This window comes from Methyloligella halotolerans (genome assembly GCF_001708935.1).
Taxonomy (GTDB): domain Bacteria; phylum Pseudomonadota; class Alphaproteobacteria; order Rhizobiales; family Methyloligellaceae; genus Methyloligella; species Methyloligella halotolerans.
The window spans coordinates 209,537-224,934 of sequence record NZ_MASI01000003.1; the positions used below are offsets into that span (position 1 = coordinate 209,537).

At 64.0% G+C, this 15,398-nt stretch carries 18 protein-coding genes, 1 tRNA gene and 2 pseudogenes; 12 read left to right on the forward strand and 9 right to left on the reverse strand.

Going from position 1 to position 15,398, the window contains the following annotated elements:
- Nucleotide 1 precedes the first annotated feature (1 nt).
- Nucleotides 2-445 (forward strand): annotated as a pseudogene (locus A7A08_RS17315) (DUF6790 family protein); the annotation flags it as partial.
- 666 nt (nt 446-1,111) lie between these two features.
- Here the strand turns inward: A7A08_RS17315 and A7A08_RS15530 are convergent.
- Together A7A08_RS15530 and A7A08_RS07380 are read right to left on the reverse strand one after the other, a co-directional pair.
- Nucleotides 1,112-1,555, reverse strand: a complete 444-nt coding sequence (locus A7A08_RS15530; protein WP_083226550.1) for a DUF411 domain-containing protein — start codon at nt 1,553-1,555, stop codon at nt 1,112-1,114.
- A 32-nt stretch (nt 1,556-1,587) separates the two neighbouring features.
- The gene (locus tag A7A08_RS07380; protein WP_069094866.1) at nt 1,588-2,529 is read right to left on the reverse strand and encodes an endonuclease/exonuclease/phosphatase family protein; all 942 of its coding nucleotides are present in this window, start codon (nt 2,527-2,529) and stop codon (nt 1,588-1,590) included.
- 191 nt (nt 2,530-2,720) lie between these two features.
- Between A7A08_RS07380 and A7A08_RS07385 the strand changes: the two genes are divergently transcribed.
- The gene (locus tag A7A08_RS07385; protein ID WP_069094867.1) at nt 2,721-4,094 is read left to right on the forward strand and encodes an ABC1 kinase family protein; all 1,374 of its coding nucleotides are present in this window, start codon (nt 2,721-2,723) and stop codon (nt 4,092-4,094) included.
- Nucleotides 4,095-4,187: 93 nt separating this feature from the next.
- Here the strand turns inward: A7A08_RS07385 and A7A08_RS07390 are convergent, their stop codons facing one another.
- Nucleotides 4,188-4,463 (reverse strand): hypothetical protein, encoded by a 276-nt coding sequence (locus A7A08_RS07390; protein WP_069094868.1) that lies wholly within the window; start codon nt 4,461-4,463, stop codon nt 4,188-4,190.
- A gap of 409 nt (nt 4,464-4,872) precedes the next feature.
- Between A7A08_RS07390 and A7A08_RS07395 the strand changes: the two genes are divergently transcribed.
- Nucleotides 4,873-4,968, forward strand: a tRNA-Ile gene (locus A7A08_RS07395).
- A 20-nt stretch (nt 4,969-4,988) separates the two neighbouring features.
- The gene (locus A7A08_RS15535) at nt 4,989-5,486 is read left to right on the forward strand and encodes a hypothetical protein (protein ID WP_141693894.1); all 498 of its coding nucleotides are present in this window, start codon (nt 4,989-4,991) and stop codon (nt 5,484-5,486) included.
- A gap of 9 nt (nt 5,487-5,495) precedes the next feature.
- On the opposite strand, the gene A7A08_RS07400 is transcribed toward A7A08_RS15535, so the two are convergent.
- Nucleotides 5,496-5,828, reverse strand: coding sequence for a hypothetical protein (locus A7A08_RS07400; protein WP_083226552.1), 333 nt, complete (start codon nt 5,826-5,828; stop codon nt 5,496-5,498).
- A 288-nt stretch (nt 5,829-6,116) separates the two neighbouring features.
- Here A7A08_RS07400 and A7A08_RS15540 point away from each other — a divergent pair, with 288 nt between their 5' ends.
- The 5 genes and pseudogenes from A7A08_RS15540 (at nt 6,117) to A7A08_RS07420 (ending at nt 10,673) form a co-directional block, all read left to right on the forward strand.
- Entirely contained in the window at nt 6,117-6,260 is a 144-nt protein-coding gene (locus A7A08_RS15540; protein ID WP_083226553.1) for an aa3-type cytochrome c oxidase subunit IV, read from the forward strand.
- A 100-nt stretch (nt 6,261-6,360) separates the two neighbouring features.
- A complete protein-coding gene (locus A7A08_RS07405) occupies nt 6,361-7,710 on the forward strand; it encodes a Re/Si-specific NAD(P)(+) transhydrogenase subunit alpha (RefSeq protein WP_069094870.1) in 1,350 nt (449 codons plus the stop codon).
- A 14-nt stretch (nt 7,711-7,724) separates the two neighbouring features.
- Nucleotides 7,725-8,141, forward strand: coding sequence for a proton-translocating transhydrogenase family protein (locus A7A08_RS07410; protein WP_425349006.1), 417 nt, complete (start codon nt 7,725-7,727; stop codon nt 8,139-8,141).
- Between the two features lie 2 nt (nt 8,142-8,143).
- A pseudogene (locus A7A08_RS07415) lies at nt 8,144-9,539 on the forward strand (NAD(P)(+) transhydrogenase (Re/Si-specific) subunit beta).
- A 261-nt stretch (nt 9,540-9,800) separates the two neighbouring features.
- Nucleotides 9,801-10,673 (forward strand): alpha/beta hydrolase, encoded by an 873-nt coding sequence (locus tag A7A08_RS07420; RefSeq protein WP_083226554.1) that lies wholly within the window; start codon nt 9,801-9,803, stop codon nt 10,671-10,673.
- Nucleotides 10,674-10,734: 61 nt separating this feature from the next.
- On the opposite strand, the gene rpsU is transcribed toward A7A08_RS07420, so the two are convergent.
- A complete protein-coding gene (gene rpsU / locus A7A08_RS07425) occupies nt 10,735-10,971 on the reverse strand; it encodes a 30S ribosomal protein S21 (RefSeq protein WP_069094873.1) in 237 nt (78 codons plus the stop codon).
- Between the two features lie 179 nt (nt 10,972-11,150).
- On the opposite strand from rpsU, the gene A7A08_RS07430 reads away from it, so the two are divergent.
- Nucleotides 11,151-12,173 carry a glycosyltransferase gene (locus A7A08_RS07430; RefSeq protein ID WP_083226555.1) on the forward strand — a complete coding sequence of 341 codons (1,023 nt, stop codon included), beginning with the start codon at nt 11,151-11,153 and terminating at the stop codon, nt 12,171-12,173.
- Nucleotides 12,110-12,403: a glycosyltransferase gene (locus A7A08_RS15545; RefSeq protein WP_342586640.1), complete on the forward strand. Its 294-nt coding sequence runs from the start codon at nt 12,110-12,112 to the stop codon at nt 12,401-12,403. Before A7A08_RS07430 ends, A7A08_RS15545 begins: the two co-directional genes overlap by 64 nt.
- 9 nt (nt 12,404-12,412) lie before the next feature.
- Here A7A08_RS15545 and A7A08_RS07435 read toward each other — a convergent pair whose 3' ends face one another.
- From A7A08_RS07435 to A7A08_RS07445, 3 genes are all read right to left on the reverse strand, one after another.
- Nucleotides 12,413-13,498 (reverse strand): 5-(carboxyamino)imidazole ribonucleotide synthase, encoded by a 1,086-nt coding sequence (locus A7A08_RS07435; protein ID WP_069094874.1) that lies wholly within the window; start codon nt 13,496-13,498, stop codon nt 12,413-12,415.
- A gap of 13 nt (nt 13,499-13,511) precedes the next feature.
- On the reverse strand, nt 13,512-14,027 hold the full coding sequence (purE, locus tag A7A08_RS07440; RefSeq protein ID WP_069094875.1) for a 5-(carboxyamino)imidazole ribonucleotide mutase: 516 nt from the start codon (nt 14,025-14,027) through the stop codon (nt 13,512-13,514).
- A gap of 103 nt (nt 14,028-14,130) precedes the next feature.
- Nucleotides 14,131-14,337, reverse strand: coding sequence for a YdcH family protein (locus A7A08_RS07445; protein ID WP_069094876.1), 207 nt, complete (start codon nt 14,335-14,337; stop codon nt 14,131-14,133).
- Between the two features lie 250 nt (nt 14,338-14,587).
- On the opposite strand from A7A08_RS07445, the gene A7A08_RS07450 reads away from it, so the two are divergent.
- The gene (locus tag A7A08_RS07450) at nt 14,588-14,764 is read left to right on the forward strand and encodes a YdcH family protein (protein WP_069094877.1); all 177 of its coding nucleotides are present in this window, start codon (nt 14,588-14,590) and stop codon (nt 14,762-14,764) included.
- A 152-nt stretch (nt 14,765-14,916) separates the two neighbouring features.
- Here the strand turns inward: A7A08_RS07450 and A7A08_RS07455 are convergent, their stop codons facing one another.
- Complete coding sequence (locus A7A08_RS07455; RefSeq protein WP_069094878.1) at nt 14,917-15,291, reverse strand: SpoIIAA family protein; 375 nt, start codon at nt 15,289-15,291, stop codon at nt 14,917-14,919.
- Nucleotides 15,292-15,398 lie beyond the last annotated feature (107 nt).

Sequence of the window (15,398 nt, forward strand, 5' to 3'; positions counted from 1 at the left end):
GATGTGGGTCGCGGCGCTGGTCGGCGTATCGGCCACGCTCTACGTCGCATCGCAGCCCATGACGCTGGTGAATATCGGGCGGGCTTCGCTGCGCTGGATATTCATATTTCCGCTTGGCGCCCTCGGCCTCTGGGACTTCGTCACCTACGGATTTCTGCCGCAGACGATCGCGGACCAGTTCGGCTGGGCCCAGAGTCCGTTCCAGATGGAGCTCGCCTTCGCCAATCTGGGGCTCGGCGCGGCGAGCCTCTACGCCGCCTTCGCCAAGCGCCCGGCGCAAGTGGCGGTGGCGCTGCTGGTGGCCTGCTTCCTGGCCGGATCGGGCCTGAGCCTGGTGAACAACATCCTGGACGGCGACGACCTCGCGCCCGGTGTTGCAGGCGCCGTCTTCCTGCAGAATTTCCTGACGCCGGTGGTCACGCTGCTGCTGCTCTTCCTCGCACCGCAGAGACAAGAGCGTGCGGCTTCGGCCAAAGCCTCAGCGGATAGCGCCGTGCCGCGGGGCCTGCAGCCGCAGCCTGCGGCCCGTGCTGCCCTGCCGGCCTTGCCGAAGCCCGAAGGCGGGCGCGCCGCGCCGCAAGGTCCGGCCTATGGCGGCGGCCAGACCGCGTATGGAAAGCAGGCGCCATCCTACGGCAAAACTCCGCCGGCTTATGGCGGCGGCGAGATATCCTGGCCGGACGGCGGATACGGGTCGCCGGATCCGTTCGGGCAAAAGGTGGCTTCGGGGCTTCAGGAGCGGACACCTTGGGACGCGGCGTTCGGGCCTGAGTCTGCGGCCCCAGTTTTCCCGATGTCTCGCCGACCCGTGGGGGCGGGACAAATCCAGCCCCGTCGAATGCAGGCTCATCTAACCAAGGTCGGGCGCCTTCGCCACGCACGTCTCCGCCGCCGCAGCGGAGACAGCCTCAACCGCCACAGCTTGCGCCGCAGAAGCCGCGCTATGACGGTCCGACACCGCGATACGACGATCTGGACCAGAGCCTGGAAGACGAGCTGGAGCGGGCGCGCCGTCAGCTCATGGAAGATCTGCAAAAGGGCCGCAAGCCCGATCCCTATTAGACCCGATCCCTATCAGACATGCCCAGGCCGTCGGCTTGCATCGACGCTGCTAGCCGTGATGGGCGAAGACCTCAGTGCTGCCATCCTTCTTGATGAGGAGCACGTCGTAGCTTTCGGGATCGGGGCCCTCCATGCCGGGGGAGCCGATAGGCATGCCAGGCACGGTGAGGCCCACGGCCTCGGGCTTCTCTTCCAGGAGACGCTTCACGTCCGAGGCGGGCACGTGGCCTTCGATCACATAGCCGCCGATCTTGCCGGTATGACAGGAGGCGAGCTTGGACGGCACGCCAGACTGATGCTTGATCTTGGCGAGCGTGTCCGTATCGACGGGGTGGGGCGAGACGGCGAAGCCTTCCGCCTTCATGTGATCGGCCCATTTGGCGCAGCAGTCGCAGCTGGGCGACTTCCAAAGCTCGACGGTTTGTTCGGCAGCTGCGGCGGGCAGGGCAAGCGCGACGCCGAGCAGGACTGTCAGAAGCAGGGTGCGGACCATTGGTGCCTCCTGTGGGTCAAGGAGGCTCAACCTTAAGGCTGCGGCGCGGCAAGCGCCAGATCGGCGGCAACGCCGCGATGGTCGGAGCCGACATCGGGCGAGAACTGGGTATCGATCACCGCGAGCTGGCTGGAGATGAAGATGTTGTCGATGGGGAGCAGGGGCACGATCTGGGTCCCCTCCCGCCGCATGGGCCAGGTCGGGCGATAGGTGTTCAACCGGCCGAGGCCGGTGATCTCCGTGAAGCGCTGCAGGGACTGGGTCCACGGTGTCTGATTGAAGTCGCCGGCCACGACCAGCGGGCCGTGGCGGGACTGCACGAAGCGGGTCAGGCTGTCCATGTCGTTCTGCTGCAGGTCTGGATAGAAGGGCCGGGCAGGATGGACGGCGAGGATCTCGACGGGCACGCCGTTGACCGTGACCTGTGCCCAGCGGGCAAGAGTCTCGTTCCAGACCTCGAAGCCCGCCCGGGTTATCTGGCCCTTGGACTCGATCGGATATTTGGACAGGAGGACGACGCTCTGCTTGCCGACTTGATAGGGGTAGCGGTCGAGGAGCGCGTTGAAGGGCGGCTTGTTCAGGGCCCACATTTCCTGAAGCACGACCACGTCCGGGTCGAGCTGCTCGATCCACTCGACGGCTTTCGCCGGCTCGAGATTGCGCTGGCGGACGTTGAGAGTCGCCACTTTCAGGAGGGGCGCACGGCTCGCCTCCGCGGTTTGGGCAGTGGTCGTCAGGGCCGGATAGAGCATCGCCCCGTTGAACAGCAGCAGCACCAGGGCCGACGGCGCCGCGCCCTTCGGACCGCTATAGGCCGCCAGCAGGAACAGGAAGAAGCAGCCGAGCACGAGCACGGGAAGGCCGTTGCTCACGATGTCGAGGGACGGGAACACCCGGGCCAGCAGGATGGCGCCCGTCAGGGCGAGGCCGACGACCAGGCCTGCGAGGGTGAGGAGCTTCAGAACTTTCGACATGAACGATTCGATGCTGCTTCTTCGGAACTTCGATGGCGGTGTGCGATTGGCTCGATGGTTTCGGCGGGCCGATAGGCGGCGATTGCGGCTCGCGCACCCTATATGAAGAGGCCGTCATGGGAAGCCAAGGCGCGCGCGGCGGAAAACCGCGTATTGCGAAGGATGTAGGTCGGGAGGCCGGAAGAGGCTAAATGAGCGAAAGAGACGCCGACCGGGAGAGAAACAGGTTCAGCGCACGGGCACTCCGCTATGCGAAGGTCGGCGCCAATGTGAGCGGCGTGGCGGCGAATGTCGCCATGCGCCGCGCGTTCGGACGCGATCCGGAGCGGGACAAGGACGCGGCGGCGCTGGCCCAGGCGCTGGGCGGCCTGAAAGGCCCGATGATGAAGGTGGCGCAACTTCTCGCCACCATCCCCGAAGCGCTGCCGGCGGAATATGCCGCCGAGCTCGGCCAGCTTCAGTCTCAGGCGCCCGCCATGGGCTGGCCGTTCGTGAAGCGGCGCATGGCCTCGGAGCTCGGGCCCGATTGGGAATCGAAGTTCGCAAGCTTCGAACGGAACGCCGCCAACTCCGCTTCGCTGGGCCAGGTGCATCGCGCCACGTCCCACGACGGGCGCGCCATCGCGGTGAAGCTGCAATACCCGGACATGCAGTCCGCAGTGGAGGCGGATCTCAACCAGCTCGGTGTTTTGTTCTCCCTGCATCGGCGCATGCGTCCGGCCATCGACACAAGCGAGATCCGCGAGGAGCTGGCCGCCCGTTTAAGGGAGGAATTGGATTACACCCTGGAAGCGCGGCACATGCAGCTCTACGGGCGGATCTTTGCCGACGAGCCGATGATCCGCGTGCCCGACGTGCTACCCGAGCTCTCCACAAAGCGCCTGCTCACCATGACCTGGCTGGAGGGCAATCCGCTGCTCGGCTACACCGGTCACTCCGCCGAGGAGCGCAACCGGATCGCCACCGCCATGTTCAAGGCGTGGTGGTTCCCATTCAGCCATTACGGCATCATCCACGGCGATCCGCATCTCGGGAACTACACGGTCTTCGAGGATGAGGCCGGCCGCGCCACGGGCATCAACCTGCTCGACTATGGCTGCATGCGAACCTTCCAGCCCAAGTTCATCCAGGGCGTCATCGACCTCTATCACGGGCTGCTGCGGGACGACCGGGACCTGATCGTCCATGCCTATGAGACCTGGGGCTTCACCGGGCTGAAGGAGGACGTGATCGACGTGCTGAACATCTGGGCCAAGTTCATCTACGGGCCGATGCTGGAGGACCGGGTGCGCACCATCGCCGAGGGCACCACGCCCGGCATGTATGGGCGGCGCGAGGCGTTCAAGGTGCATCAGGCGCTGCAGGAGAAAGGGCCGGTGCGGGTGCCGCGGGAGTTCGTCTTCATGGACCGCGCGGCGATCGGGCTCGGCGGTGTGTTCCTGCATCTCGATGCGGCGCTGAACTATCACCAGCTGTTCAACGAGGCGATCGCGGGCACGGATATCGACGCTGTCGAAACGCGCCAGCGCGTGGCCTTCGGTGCGACGGGCGTGCCGCTTCCGTAACTGCGGGCACAAAAAACCGATGCCGCCTCCGGGGACCGGGCCCGAAGGCGGCATCGGCTTACGCGCTACTCGAATCGAATCTGCCTTTTCGGCTTAGTAGCGCTCGATGGTCGTTTCCTCGTGATGGTGGATGACGCCATTGTCGCTATCCACGATGTCGACGTCAGGGGCGGGCTGCACGCCCGGCGTGACGATCACTTCGGTGTCGCGGTTCTTCGGCAGAAGCGCATCTTTCTCATGCACTGTGACGGATCCGCCGGTGACGGGGTCCACGGTGGTCGTGGTCTCGTCGGCCAAGGCGGGGGTCACCAGGGCCATACCGCCCAAAATCCCGGCACTCAGCAGCGCAGTCCGAATGGTCGTCTTCATGGCAGTTCTCCTGTCCAAATCTATTGTTGTCGCCAATAGTGGGGAACAGAACTGCCAGGGAACGCGAGCCGTTCCCGCCTCATTCGGGGTCATTTTGAGGCTATTTTGGGGGGCGGCATCTGAGGTGTGCGAGCGGTAGCTGTCGCTTCGCTCTACCAACTTGATGTCGAGTTTCGCTGCCTGATTGTTGCGGCCTTAGGTAGCAAACGCACCAAAGAAGGTGAGTGGAAGCGCCGTCCCTGGCGTCTACTTTTTTCTTTCTTTCTCTTTCCACTCGGTTTCCCTTGCGCAATTCCCAGGAATGTGCTAGGGTTAATAGAATCGAAACAGGTCCAGCCCTTCTCAGAGCCAGACCTGTTTCTGAAACTGTATGTGGGGTGCCCCAGCTATGGTGCTGGGGGTGTATTATGGAGGGGTGGCTGAGAGGCTTAAAGCACCGGACTGATACTCCGATGCACGGTGCTGGAACACCGTGCCGTGGGTTCGAATCCCACCCCCTCCGCCAACACGCTTGGAGCGATTGACATGGATAATGTAAGAGAATTCCTTGATTTCGTCAAGGGACAAACCGCGTTCCATCAGAGGCAAGCGGAATATCACGCCGCAAATCCCAAGCGATCTGAACGGCATCAGGAGACGGCTGCAAAGTTCGCCGCGCTTGCCGATTATCTGGATCTAGTTTCCAAAACTTCAAGGCCGGACGCGCCCCGGAACCGGCTCGCTCTTAGCTGGGACGAGATTGAAGGTTTGCCCGAAGAACTGCTCAGCGAGCTTAACATCACCGAATCAGACAAGACGGAATTCAACATTGCCTCAATCGTCGAAGAGGCCGGTGGCGTGATCTCCTTGGATCGGCTTTTGGTGGAATATTATCGGCTCACTGGGGAGGTAATGAAGCGGTCGCAGATGAATAACCGGCTCTATCGGATGGGCCTAAAAGGACTGATCTATTCCGTGCCAAGCCGGAAGGGTGTCTACTCAAACTATCCTATGACTGAGGAAGAGGCCGCTAACCTGCTTTAGTCGGTTTGACTAAACAGGGACGCACCACACGCGCACACCACTCCGCTTCTCAGGGCTCTTAACCTGACCACGCTTCCATTGAAGCCGCATGGACTGGACGATGCGATAGGTGATCGACGTGCGCAGCACGGTGTCGCCTTCGTCCAGCCCCTTTGCTCGCATGACTCTCAGAGCCAATTCCCGCGTGTCTAGCGGCCCTTCATCGGCTAGGGCTGCTTTGCATATCCGGACGATCTCACCCCGCTTAAACAGCCTCAGGGTGTCCATATAGACCGGGTATTGCGACCGGCCTTCTGGAGCCTCGAACATGCGCAGCGTGGCGTTGACGTGCGCCAGATCCACCTTGGCCGCTTCGATCTTCTTTTCGTACAGAGCGATGGCCTGTTCGATCTGGTCGCGCTTCCGCTCAAGCGTGCGGATGATGTTGGGATCGCCTGCCCTGTAACGGCGTGGATGCCCGGATCAAGTCCGGGCATGACGACGGAGTGTGTGGCAAGGCTGTGCCCGCCGATCCTTTGCACTGCCACCCGCACGGTTCGGATTGCCGCGCGATAAAGCTTTGTGCTATCTCCGTGGGTGCAAGAAAATGCGACCACTAAGAACGGTATAATCGTTCGGGGGAGAGAGACCATGAAGATCAATCCGGCAGATTGCCATCCTGATATGGATTACGAGCAGCACACGAGCACCTATGCGCTGTTCCTGAAATTTGCGGTCTGGGGCACGATTGCCACGGCTGCGCTCGTGCTCGCACTCGCCATCTTCGTCGCGTAATCCCCCTTTCCGCCTCCTGAGGCGGTCATAGCACGCTCGCATTTCAGGCGAACGTCGCGCGGCCGCATCAGCGCTGCAACCCAAGCGACGGATATCCGATATGATCACCATCGGAGTGCCTGCAGAAGGCAAGGACGAACCGCGCATCGGCGTGACGCCGGAAAGCGTGAAGCGCCTGACTAAGAACGGCGCGGAGGTGCTGATCAGCTCCGGCGCCGGGCTGCGGTCCCATTTCTCTGACGAGCAGTACAAGGAAGCCGGGGCGAAGATCGCCAAGTCGGACGCCGAGGCGGTGAAGGCCGCCGATATCGTCCTGACCGTGCGCCGGCCCGACATCTCTCTCGCCAAATCGATGAAGAAGGGCGCGCTGCTGATCGGCATGCTGGAGCCCTTCGGCGATCCGAAAGGCCTCGATGCCCTGGCCAAGACGGGCGTGAACCTGTTCGCCATGGAGCTGATGCCGCGCATCACCCGGGCCCAGGTGATGGACGTCCTCTCCTCCCAATCGAACCTCGCCGGCTACAAGGCGGTGGTGGACGCCGCGGCCACGTTCGGGCGCGCGCTTCCGATGATGATGACGGCGGCCGGCACGGTGCCCGCCGCCAAGGTCTTTATCATGGGTGCCGGCGTCGCCGGCCTCCAGGCCATCGCCACGGCACGCCGTCTCGGCGCCATCGTGACTGCGACCGACGTGCGGCCCGCGGCGAAGGAGCAGGTCGAATCCCTCGGCGCGAAATTCGTCGCCGTCGAGGACGACGAGTTCAAGGAAGCGGAGACCGCCGGCGGCTACGCCAAGGAGATGTCCGCCGCCTACAAGAAGAAGCAGGCGGATCTGATCTCCGATCACGTCAAGAACCAGGACATCATCGTCACCACGGCGCTGATCCCGGGGCGGCCCGCGCCGGTGCTGCTGACGAAAGCCCAGGTGGAGAGCATGAAGCCGGGCTCTGTCATCGTCGACATGGCGGTGGAGCGGGGCGGCAACGTGGAGGTGGCCAAGCCCGGCGAGATCGCCGAGCACAAGGGCGTCACCATCATGGGCAAGTTCAACCTGCCCGGCGAGGTTCCGGTCAACGCCTCCAGCCTGTACGCCAAGAACCTAGTCTCCTTCATCGAGGTGATGCTCGACAAGGAGAAGGGCGATCTGGCGCTGGACTGGGAGGACGAGGTCATCAAGGGCACGGCCATCGCCAAGGATGGCGGGATCGTGAACGAAATGATCGCCGGCAATCTCAAGTCGGGCGGTGGGGCGAGCGCTCCTGCGAAGAAACCGGCAGCCAAGACGTCGACGGCGAAGAAGCCTGCGGCGAAAACATCCGCCGCGAAGACGTCTACCGCAAAAAGCACGACGCCGAAGAAGCCGGCGGCAAGCCGGACGCCGTCCCGCAATTCCAAGCCGCAGACGAGCCGGGCGCAGCCGACGCGTCCGACCAAGGGGGGAACCTCATGAGCAAGCTGCTTTCAATGCGCCAGCTCTGGCTGACGCTTGCCGTTCTGTGCTTCGGCTTGGCGGCGGAGAATTTCATCACGGGCACGGCGTTCGCCCAGGAGGCGGCGGGCGGCGGACATTCCGCCCATGACTTCGTGTTCCGCTTCTCGATCTTCGTGCTGGCGGTGTTCGTCGGCTACTACGTGGTCTGGTCGGTGACCCCGGCTCTGCATACGCCGCTCATGGCTGTGACCAACGCGATCTCCTCGGTGATCGTGGTGGGCGCGCTGCTCGCGGTCTCGGTGGAGATCGGCGGGGCGCTGAGCGAGACCAACGGATGGATCGCCAAGCTGCTCGGCCTCGCTGCGCTGGTCCTGGCGAGCGTCAATATCTTCGGCGGCTTCCTGGTCACCCAGCGCATGCTTTCCATGTACAAGCGGAAGGAGCGCTAGAGATGACCAACGAGTTCGTCCCGCTGCTCTACCTGCTGGCGTCCGTCTTCTTCATCCTCGCGCTTCGCGGGCTGTCCTCGCCGGAAACGTCGCGCCGCGGCAACTTCGTCGGCATGATCGGCATGGCCATCGCCATCGTCACGACTTTGGCCGTCGCCGCGCCGGACGATCCGGTCACCTGGGCGATGATCGCCGGCGGCATCGCGGTGGGCGGCCTGATCGGCGCGGTCATCGCGCGCCGCATCGCCATGACGGCGATGCCGGAGCTGGTCGCAGCGTTCCACTCTCTGGTCGGCCTTGCCGCGGTGCTGGTGGCCGGGTCCGCGTTCTACGCGCCGGAAGCCTTCGGCATCGGCGAGCCCGGCAACATCGCCATTCAGAGTCTGGTCGAGATGTCGCTGGGCGTGGCCATCGGCGCCATCACCTTCACGGGCTCCATCATCGCCTTCGCCAAGCTGTCGGGCCGCATGTCCGGCGCACCGATCACCCTGCCGGGGCGGCATATCATCAATCTTGCGTTGGCGATCGGCCTCGTGGTGCTGGTGGTGCTGTTCTGCCAGCAGCAGACGGCGGTGCTGTTCTGGGCCATCGCGGCGCTCTCGCTGCTGCTCGGTATCCTGATCATCATCCCTATCGGCGGCGCGGACATGCCGGTCGTGGTGTCGATGCTCAACTCCTATTCGGGCTGGGCGGCGGCCGGTATCGGTTTCACCCTGGGCAACACGGCGCTGATCGTCACCGGCGCCTGGTGGGCTCCTCGGGCGCGATCCTGTCCTACATCATGTGCAAGGGCATGAACCGGTCCTTCATCAGCGTGATCCTGGGCGGCTTCGGCGGCGAGACGGCCGGCCCTGCGGGCGGCGACGGCGAGCAGAAGCCGGTCAAGCTCGGCTCCGCGGAGGATGCCGCCTTCCTGATGAAGAATGCGGGCAAGGTCATCATCGTGCCGGGCTACGGCATGGCGGTGGCGCAGGCGCAGCATGCCCTGCGGGAGATGGCCGACACCCTGAAGGAAGAGGGCGTCGAGGTGAAATACGCCATCCATCCGGTGGCGGGCCGCATGCCGGGACATATGAACGTGCTGCTGGCCGAAGCCAGGTGCCGTATGACGAGGTGTTCGAGCTGGAAGACATCAACAGCGAGTTCGCCCAGGCCGATGTGGTTTATGTGATCGGCGCCAACGACGTGACCAATCCGGCGGCTGAGGACGATCCGTCCTCGCCGATCTACGGCATGCCGGTGCTGCAGGTCTGGAAGGCGGGCACCGTGCTCTTCAACAAGCGGTCTCTGGCGTCCGGCTATGCCGGCATCGACAATCCGCTCTTCTATCGCGACAACACCATGATGGTGCTGGGCGATGCCAAGAAGATGACGGAAGAGATCGTGAAGTCGCTTTAGATCCATGGTCATGCCCGGCTTTGTGCCGGGCATCCATAACCCCTGGGCCAGACACCTTGCGAAGGTGTTCATGGATCACCGTGCTCGGGCACGCAAAGCGGGACCCGTTTGCCCCGTGGTGACTCATCGTTTGGTGCGCGAGAAACGCGCGCCTCGAAGGAGGCGGCTTCGGACTTTCAACCCTAAGCTCGAGGCAATTGGCGGTTAGGCATGTGTAAAGGTGCGCCGAATTCGCGCTTTCGGATAATCTAAGGGCAGAGTATGTCTCGCCCCATGTGGATCACTATTCTGCTTCTCTTCGTGGTGGCCTACGCGATCATCTGCGTCGGCGCCTACCGCGTGCACCGCTATTTCGTCTACAAGCCCGACCCGACCTACACGGCGCCCCAGGATACGGCGCTGGAGAATGTCGAAGAGGTCAAGCTCAAGACTCCGGACGGCGTGACCTTGATCGCCTGGTGGGTGCCGGCGCGGGAGGACATGCCGACGCTGCTCTACTTCACAGGCAATGGCGGGTCCGTCGCCGGGCGGGCCAAGAAGATCGATGAGATCGCGCGGGCCGGTTACGGCGTCTTCATGCTGAACTATCGCGGCTTCGGCGGCTCGGAGGGCAGGCCGACGGAAGCGGACAACATCGCCGATGCCGAACGGGCCTACGATCTCCTCATGGAGCGCGGACTGAAACCGAAGGACGTCGTCATCTACGGCGAATCCCTCGGGACGTCTGTTGCGACCCAGCTTTCCCTGAAGCGGCCGGCCAAGGCCCTGGTGTTGGAAGCGCCGTTCACCTCGGCGGTCTCGGTCGGGCGGCTGACATGGTGGTTCCTGCCGCTCCGGCTGGTGATGGTCGACAAGTATAAGACCATCAGCGTGATCGACCGGATCTCCATGCCGCTGCTCATCGTGCACGGCAAGCAGGACAGCGTGATTCCGTTGCGGATGGCCGAAGAGCTGTTCGCCAAGGCGCCCGATCCCAAGCAGATGGTGGTGTTCCCGCAGGCCGATCACAACGACCTCTACGAGCACGGCGCCTTCGTCACCGTCGACGAATACCTGCAGGGGCTGGACAAGGTCCAGGGCAGCAGCCGGGCGCCCAACGCCAAAAAGCCCGCAAGCGCCGAGGCCGCGGGCTAGGGCGACGGCTCCGGGGCGGTAGCCCCGGCCGTCTCAATCATCTCAGAAAAAGCAGATGCGCTTAGCGGCGACCGCGTGTGCGGCCGCGACCAGCCACCAGGCCTTCGCGCTGGGCGCGCTTGCGAGCCAGCTTACGAGCGCGGCGGATGGCTTCCGCCTTCTCGCGGGCGCGCTTCTCGGAGGGCTTCTCGTAGTAGTTCCGCAGCTTCATCTCGCGGAACACGCCCTCGCGCTGCATCTTCTTTTTCAGGGCACGAAGCGCCTGATCAACATTGTTATCGCGTACAACGACTTGCACTTGAGTGCTATCTCCGAATAGTCGTGATCTTGAAGGATCGAAGCGGGTCAAAGCCCACACCGCAACATCGGCGGTTAGGGCCGACCTCGAATCTGGGGCAGTACCTAGCAAAAGGACCGCCGCTTGTCCAGCGAGCATAAGACGGTTGGGAACCGTGTTCGGTTCCAAAGGGGGGCGGTTTGAAGGTTCTGCTGTTTACGTTCGGTAGCCGCGGCGACGTGCAGCCCTATGTGGCGCTGGGAGCGGCGCTGGTACGCATGGGCCACGAGGTGTCCCTGTGCACGGGGCAGGGCTTCGATTCCCTCATCAGCGAATACGGGATCGCGCCGACGACCGTCTCGATCGACTACCGGGAGATCATCAACCGGCCGATCGCCCACGAGGCGTTTCGCTCCATCTCGGGGCGGTTCAAGGCGATGCGTGAATTCAAGGGGATGATCCGCACCCAGTTCGACGAGATGTGGACGGTGGCCCAGGAGGTGGAGCCCGACGTCATCGTCTATCATCCGAAGGGGTTCGCCGCGCAGCATATCGCCGAGGCGCTCGGCGTGGTGGCGATCCCATCCACCTTGCAACCGGCCTTCGTGCCGACGGGGGCCTTTCCGAACCCCTTCACGCCGCTGCCGGATCTGGGGTGGATCGGCAACCGGCTGAGTCATGACCTGATCGACCGGGTAACCCGGTGGGCGCAGAAATCCCTGATCGGCAAGTGGCGGGAGAGCAAGCTCGGGCTCACGAGCCGCGGGCCGACCAACTTCTTCGAAGGGTACGATCCTCAAGGGCGGCTGCGCCAGCGGCTGCACGGTTATAGCCGGTACCTCGCGCCGGCGCCTGACGACTGGACGGAGCGCGAGCGGATTACCGGCTACTGGTTCCTCGATCAAACATCCCACTTTCAGCCGCCGCCGGCTCTGGAGCACTTCCTCGCGACAGGCGCGCCGCCCGTCTATGTCGGTTTCGGCAGCATGCCCGCGGAAGACGTGAAGCGGCAGACCAAGACGGTCATCAAGGGCCTGAAGCTCGCGGGCCTCGGGGGGTGCTGGCGACGGGGTGGGGCGGCCTCGATCCGGAACCGACCGACGGCATCTATACCTTGGAGGAGGTGCCCCACGATTGGCTGTTCCAGCGCTGCGCCGTGGTGGTGCATCACGGCGGCGCCGGCACGACCCATGAGGGGTTGCGCTGGGGGCGCCCGACCGTGATCTGTCCGATGGGGGTGGATCAGCCTTATTGGGGCCGTCGGGTAAATGCGTTGGGCGCCGGTCCGAAGATGCTGCCGCTAAGGTCGCTGACGCCGAGCGCTCTGGCGCGGGCGCTGCAGAAGGCGCGCAGCTGGGAGACCCTGTCGCGGGCAGCCGAGATCGGGTCGGCCATCGGCCAGGAAAAGGGTGCCACCGACGCCGCCGAGATGATCGACGCGCTGACGTTTTAGGGCTAACGCCTAGCCCGACTTCGGCGAGATCTTCGTGTAGTGGCCCATCTTGCGGCCGGGGCGAGTGTCGGCCTTGCCGTAGAGGTGGAGCGCGACGCGTTCGTCGGCGGCGAGCTCTGCCCAGCGGTCCACATCGTGGCCGATGAGATTGATCATTACCGCGTTGCTGTGGCGTCCGGTGGGCCCTAGGGGCCATCCCGCGATGGCGCGGATGTGGTTCTCGAACTGGCTCGCCTGGCAGCCGTCGATAGTCCAGTGCCCGGAGTTGTGCACCCGCGGCGCGATCTCGTTCACGACCAGGGCGTTGCGCTCGCCTTCGCAGTGGAACATCTCCACGCAGAGCACGCCGACATGCTCCAGGGCGGTTGCGATCTTGCCGGCGATCTCCCTGGCGTTGTAGGTGCAGTCGCCGTCGATGGAAGCAGGCACACGGCTGCTCGACAGAATGCCGTCCTGGTGATGGTTCTCAGCTACGTCATAGAAGCCAAGCGTTCCGTCAAGGGCGCGCGCAACGACCACTGAGACCTCGCGATCGAATTTCACGAAGCCTTCGAGGATCGCCGGCTGGTTGCCGATTTCTTCCATGGCCGCCTCGGCATCGCCGGGCTTGCGGACGACGACTTGGCCCTTGCCGTCATAGCCGAAGCGGCGCGTCTTCAGGAGGGCAGGGGTGCCAAGGGTCTCCAGGGCCGCGCGGAGATCCTCCGCCGTGTCGACCTGGGCAAAAGGCGCGACGGAAATGCCGAGCTCCTGGACGAACTGCTTCTCGAGCAGGCGGTCCTGGGTGATCGCGAAGGCGCGGGCGGGCGGAGCCACCCGGGCGCCTTTCGCCGCGGCATCGAGAGCGCCTGCCGAGACGTTCTCGAACTCGCAGGTGACGACATCGACGCCTTGGCCGAACTCGGCGATCTTGGCTTCGTCGTCATAGGCGCCGATCATGGCCTCTTCGGCGAACTGCGCCGCGGGCGAATCCGGCCCGTCGGCATAGATGCGCACCTTCAAACCGAGGCGGGAGGCGGCCACGGCAAGCATGCGGCCGAGCTGTCCGCCGCCGAGAATGCCGATGGTGCCGCCGGGAGGAAGCATCTCGCTCATAAGCGTATCAATCCTAATCTTCAGGGGCGTGGGCGACCGAATCGGTCTGGGCCTTGCGCCACTCATCCACGCGATCGGCGAGCGCGGGATCGCAGAGGGCGAGGATCTGGGCCGCCAGAAGGGCCGCATTGGTCGCGCCTGCATCGCCGATGGCCAGGCTGCCCACAGGGACGCCGCCGGGCATCTGAGCGATGGACAGCAGGCTGTCGAGCCCTTTCAGGGCGCGGCTCTCGATGGGAACCCCGAGCACGGGGAGCGGCGTCATGGAGGCGGTCATGCCGGGCAAATGCGCGGCCCCGCCGGCACCGGCGATGATCACCTTGAGGCCGCGCGACTTCGCTTCCTTCGCGTAGCTGTAGAGACGCTCGGGCGTGCGATGGGCCGAGACCACCCGCGTCTCGTAAGGAACGCCGAGCTTGTCCAGCACTTCGGCCGACTTCTGCAGGGTCGGCCAGTCGGAGCGGCTCCCCATGATGATACCGACGGTCGGATTGTTTTCGCCTGCCGATTTTGGCTTGGGCTCGCTCATCGATCGCTTTCCGGCGCTTCCCGCGCCTTGCTCAGGAAAAGCGCGCGATTATAGGGGCGCGCAATGGCTTGGCAAGGTCGCGCGGGCGGAATCCGGCGGTTGCTCAGGCGATGATGTCGGGGAGGAGAATGTCCTCGATGCGGGCGATCTCATCCTTCAGGACAAGCTTCTTCTTCTTCATCCGCCGCAGCTCGAGCTGGTTGGCGAATCCGGATTCCTCTAGCGCATTGATGGCGCCGTCGAGGTCGCGATGCTCCTGCTTCAAGCGCTCCAACGCCTGGCGGAGCTCTTCAAGCTCCTCGCTTTCCATAGGAGTGTCCTTCCGCCCCTTCTGATGCCGCCGGGCCTGCCAGCGGGATGCTCCCCTGCCTCAAAGGACGGGCGGAGTATCGCGCGGCAAAGGTGGCGTGCGCAAGGCGATGGAGGCGGATTTGCGCAAGGGGGATGGCGCCTTTGTGGCCTTGAAACAATTTGTGAGCGGAGGCGTCGCAAGACCGTTAGACAAGGCCCCGGCGTTGGGTCAAACTCGATAATCCACCTAACAAAGTGGAGGTCTCACTATGGCGCTTGACGCACATCTCACTGAACTCTCCGAGAAGCACCGGGCTTTGGAGCGGCAGATCGAGCAGGAGGAGGCCAGGCCAATGGCCGATCCGCTCAAGATCACCGACTGGAAGCGGAAGAAGCTGCGGCTCAAAGACGAGATGGAACGCCTCAAGCATCAGACGCCCCATTAGACCGAGGGGCCGTTTCTGAGCGCTAGACCGTCGCGGCTGACGGGACGTACGAAGCTCGAACAGACTGATTCAAGAAATGACGGCCTGGCGGCTTCAAGACTTGCCGGCCCGGGGACGGATTCGCCTCTCGCGTGGCGCGCGCTGCTGTGAAGCTAGATCTCCGGGTCGCCGGTGCCGCTCAGCCAGGCGCGGGCCTCGGCCATCTGATCGGGCTTGAACTGACGCACCTCGCATTTGGTGAAGGGGGCGACAAGTTCCGACCAGAGATCGAAGATTGTCGCCTCGCACACCACGGCGCAGCGATCGAAGTCGCGTAGATGGCTCAGGGTGAAGCGGATGTCGTGCCAGAAGGCGCGTGCATCCATGCCCTCGAAGCTCTCGAAGATCTCCATGATGCGGACCTCGCCGTGACGGGCGATAAAGGCTTCGAGCTGTTTTGCCACGCGGTCGAACTCTTCGGCCGTGACCTTGCCCGCAATGCGGACCTCCACGGTCTTGGCGTTGTCGAACTCTTTGTAGCTCAGCATTCCGCGGTCTCGAATCCGTCATCTCGGGTGTGTGCCCCGCATGGTACCGGGGCCCGGTGCTACTGCCTAGCGCGAGATCCGGGTTTCCAGGTTGGATGGGCCGCCAT

Excerpts from the sequence above, each read along its gene's own strand:
- A7A08_RS15530 (WP_083226550.1), bottom strand. The coding sequence starts at position 1,555 with ATGGTCCGCACCCTGCTTCTGACAGTCCTGCTCGGCGTCGCGCTTGCC.
- A7A08_RS07380 (WP_069094866.1), bottom strand. The coding sequence starts at position 2,529 with ATGTCGAAAGTTCTGAAGCTCCTCACCCTCGCAGGCCTGGTCGTCGGC.
- A7A08_RS07385 (WP_069094867.1), top strand. The coding sequence starts at position 2,721 with ATGAGCGAAAGAGACGCCGACCGGGAGAGAAACAGGTTCAGCGCACGG.
- A7A08_RS07390 (WP_069094868.1), bottom strand. The coding sequence starts at position 4,463 with ATGAAGACGACCATTCGGACTGCGCTGCTGAGTGCCGGGATTTTGGGC.
- A7A08_RS15535 (WP_141693894.1), top strand. The coding sequence starts at position 4,989 with ATGGATAATGTAAGAGAATTCCTTGATTTCGTCAAGGGACAAACCGCG.
- A7A08_RS15540 (WP_083226553.1), top strand. The coding sequence starts at position 6,117 with ATGAAGATCAATCCGGCAGATTGCCATCCTGATATGGATTACGAGCAG.
- A7A08_RS07405 (WP_069094870.1), top strand. The coding sequence starts at position 6,361 with ATGATCACCATCGGAGTGCCTGCAGAAGGCAAGGACGAACCGCGCATC.
- A7A08_RS07410 (WP_425349006.1), top strand. The coding sequence starts at position 7,725 with ATGCGCCAGCTCTGGCTGACGCTTGCCGTTCTGTGCTTCGGCTTGGCG.
- A7A08_RS07420 (WP_083226554.1), top strand. The coding sequence starts at position 9,801 with ATGTCTCGCCCCATGTGGATCACTATTCTGCTTCTCTTCGTGGTGGCC.
- A7A08_RS07435 (WP_069094874.1), bottom strand. The coding sequence starts at position 13,498 with ATGAGCGAGATGCTTCCTCCCGGCGGCACCATCGGCATTCTCGGCGGC.
- purE (WP_069094875.1), bottom strand. The coding sequence starts at position 14,027 with ATGAGCGAGCCCAAGCCAAAATCGGCAGGCGAAAACAATCCGACCGTC.
- A7A08_RS07445 (WP_069094876.1), bottom strand. The coding sequence starts at position 14,337 with ATGGAAAGCGAGGAGCTTGAAGAGCTCCGCCAGGCGTTGGAGCGCTTG.
- A7A08_RS07450 (WP_069094877.1), top strand. The coding sequence starts at position 14,588 with ATGGCGCTTGACGCACATCTCACTGAACTCTCCGAGAAGCACCGGGCT.
- A7A08_RS07455 (WP_069094878.1), bottom strand. The coding sequence starts at position 15,291 with ATGCTGAGCTACAAAGAGTTCGACAACGCCAAGACCGTGGAGGTCCGC.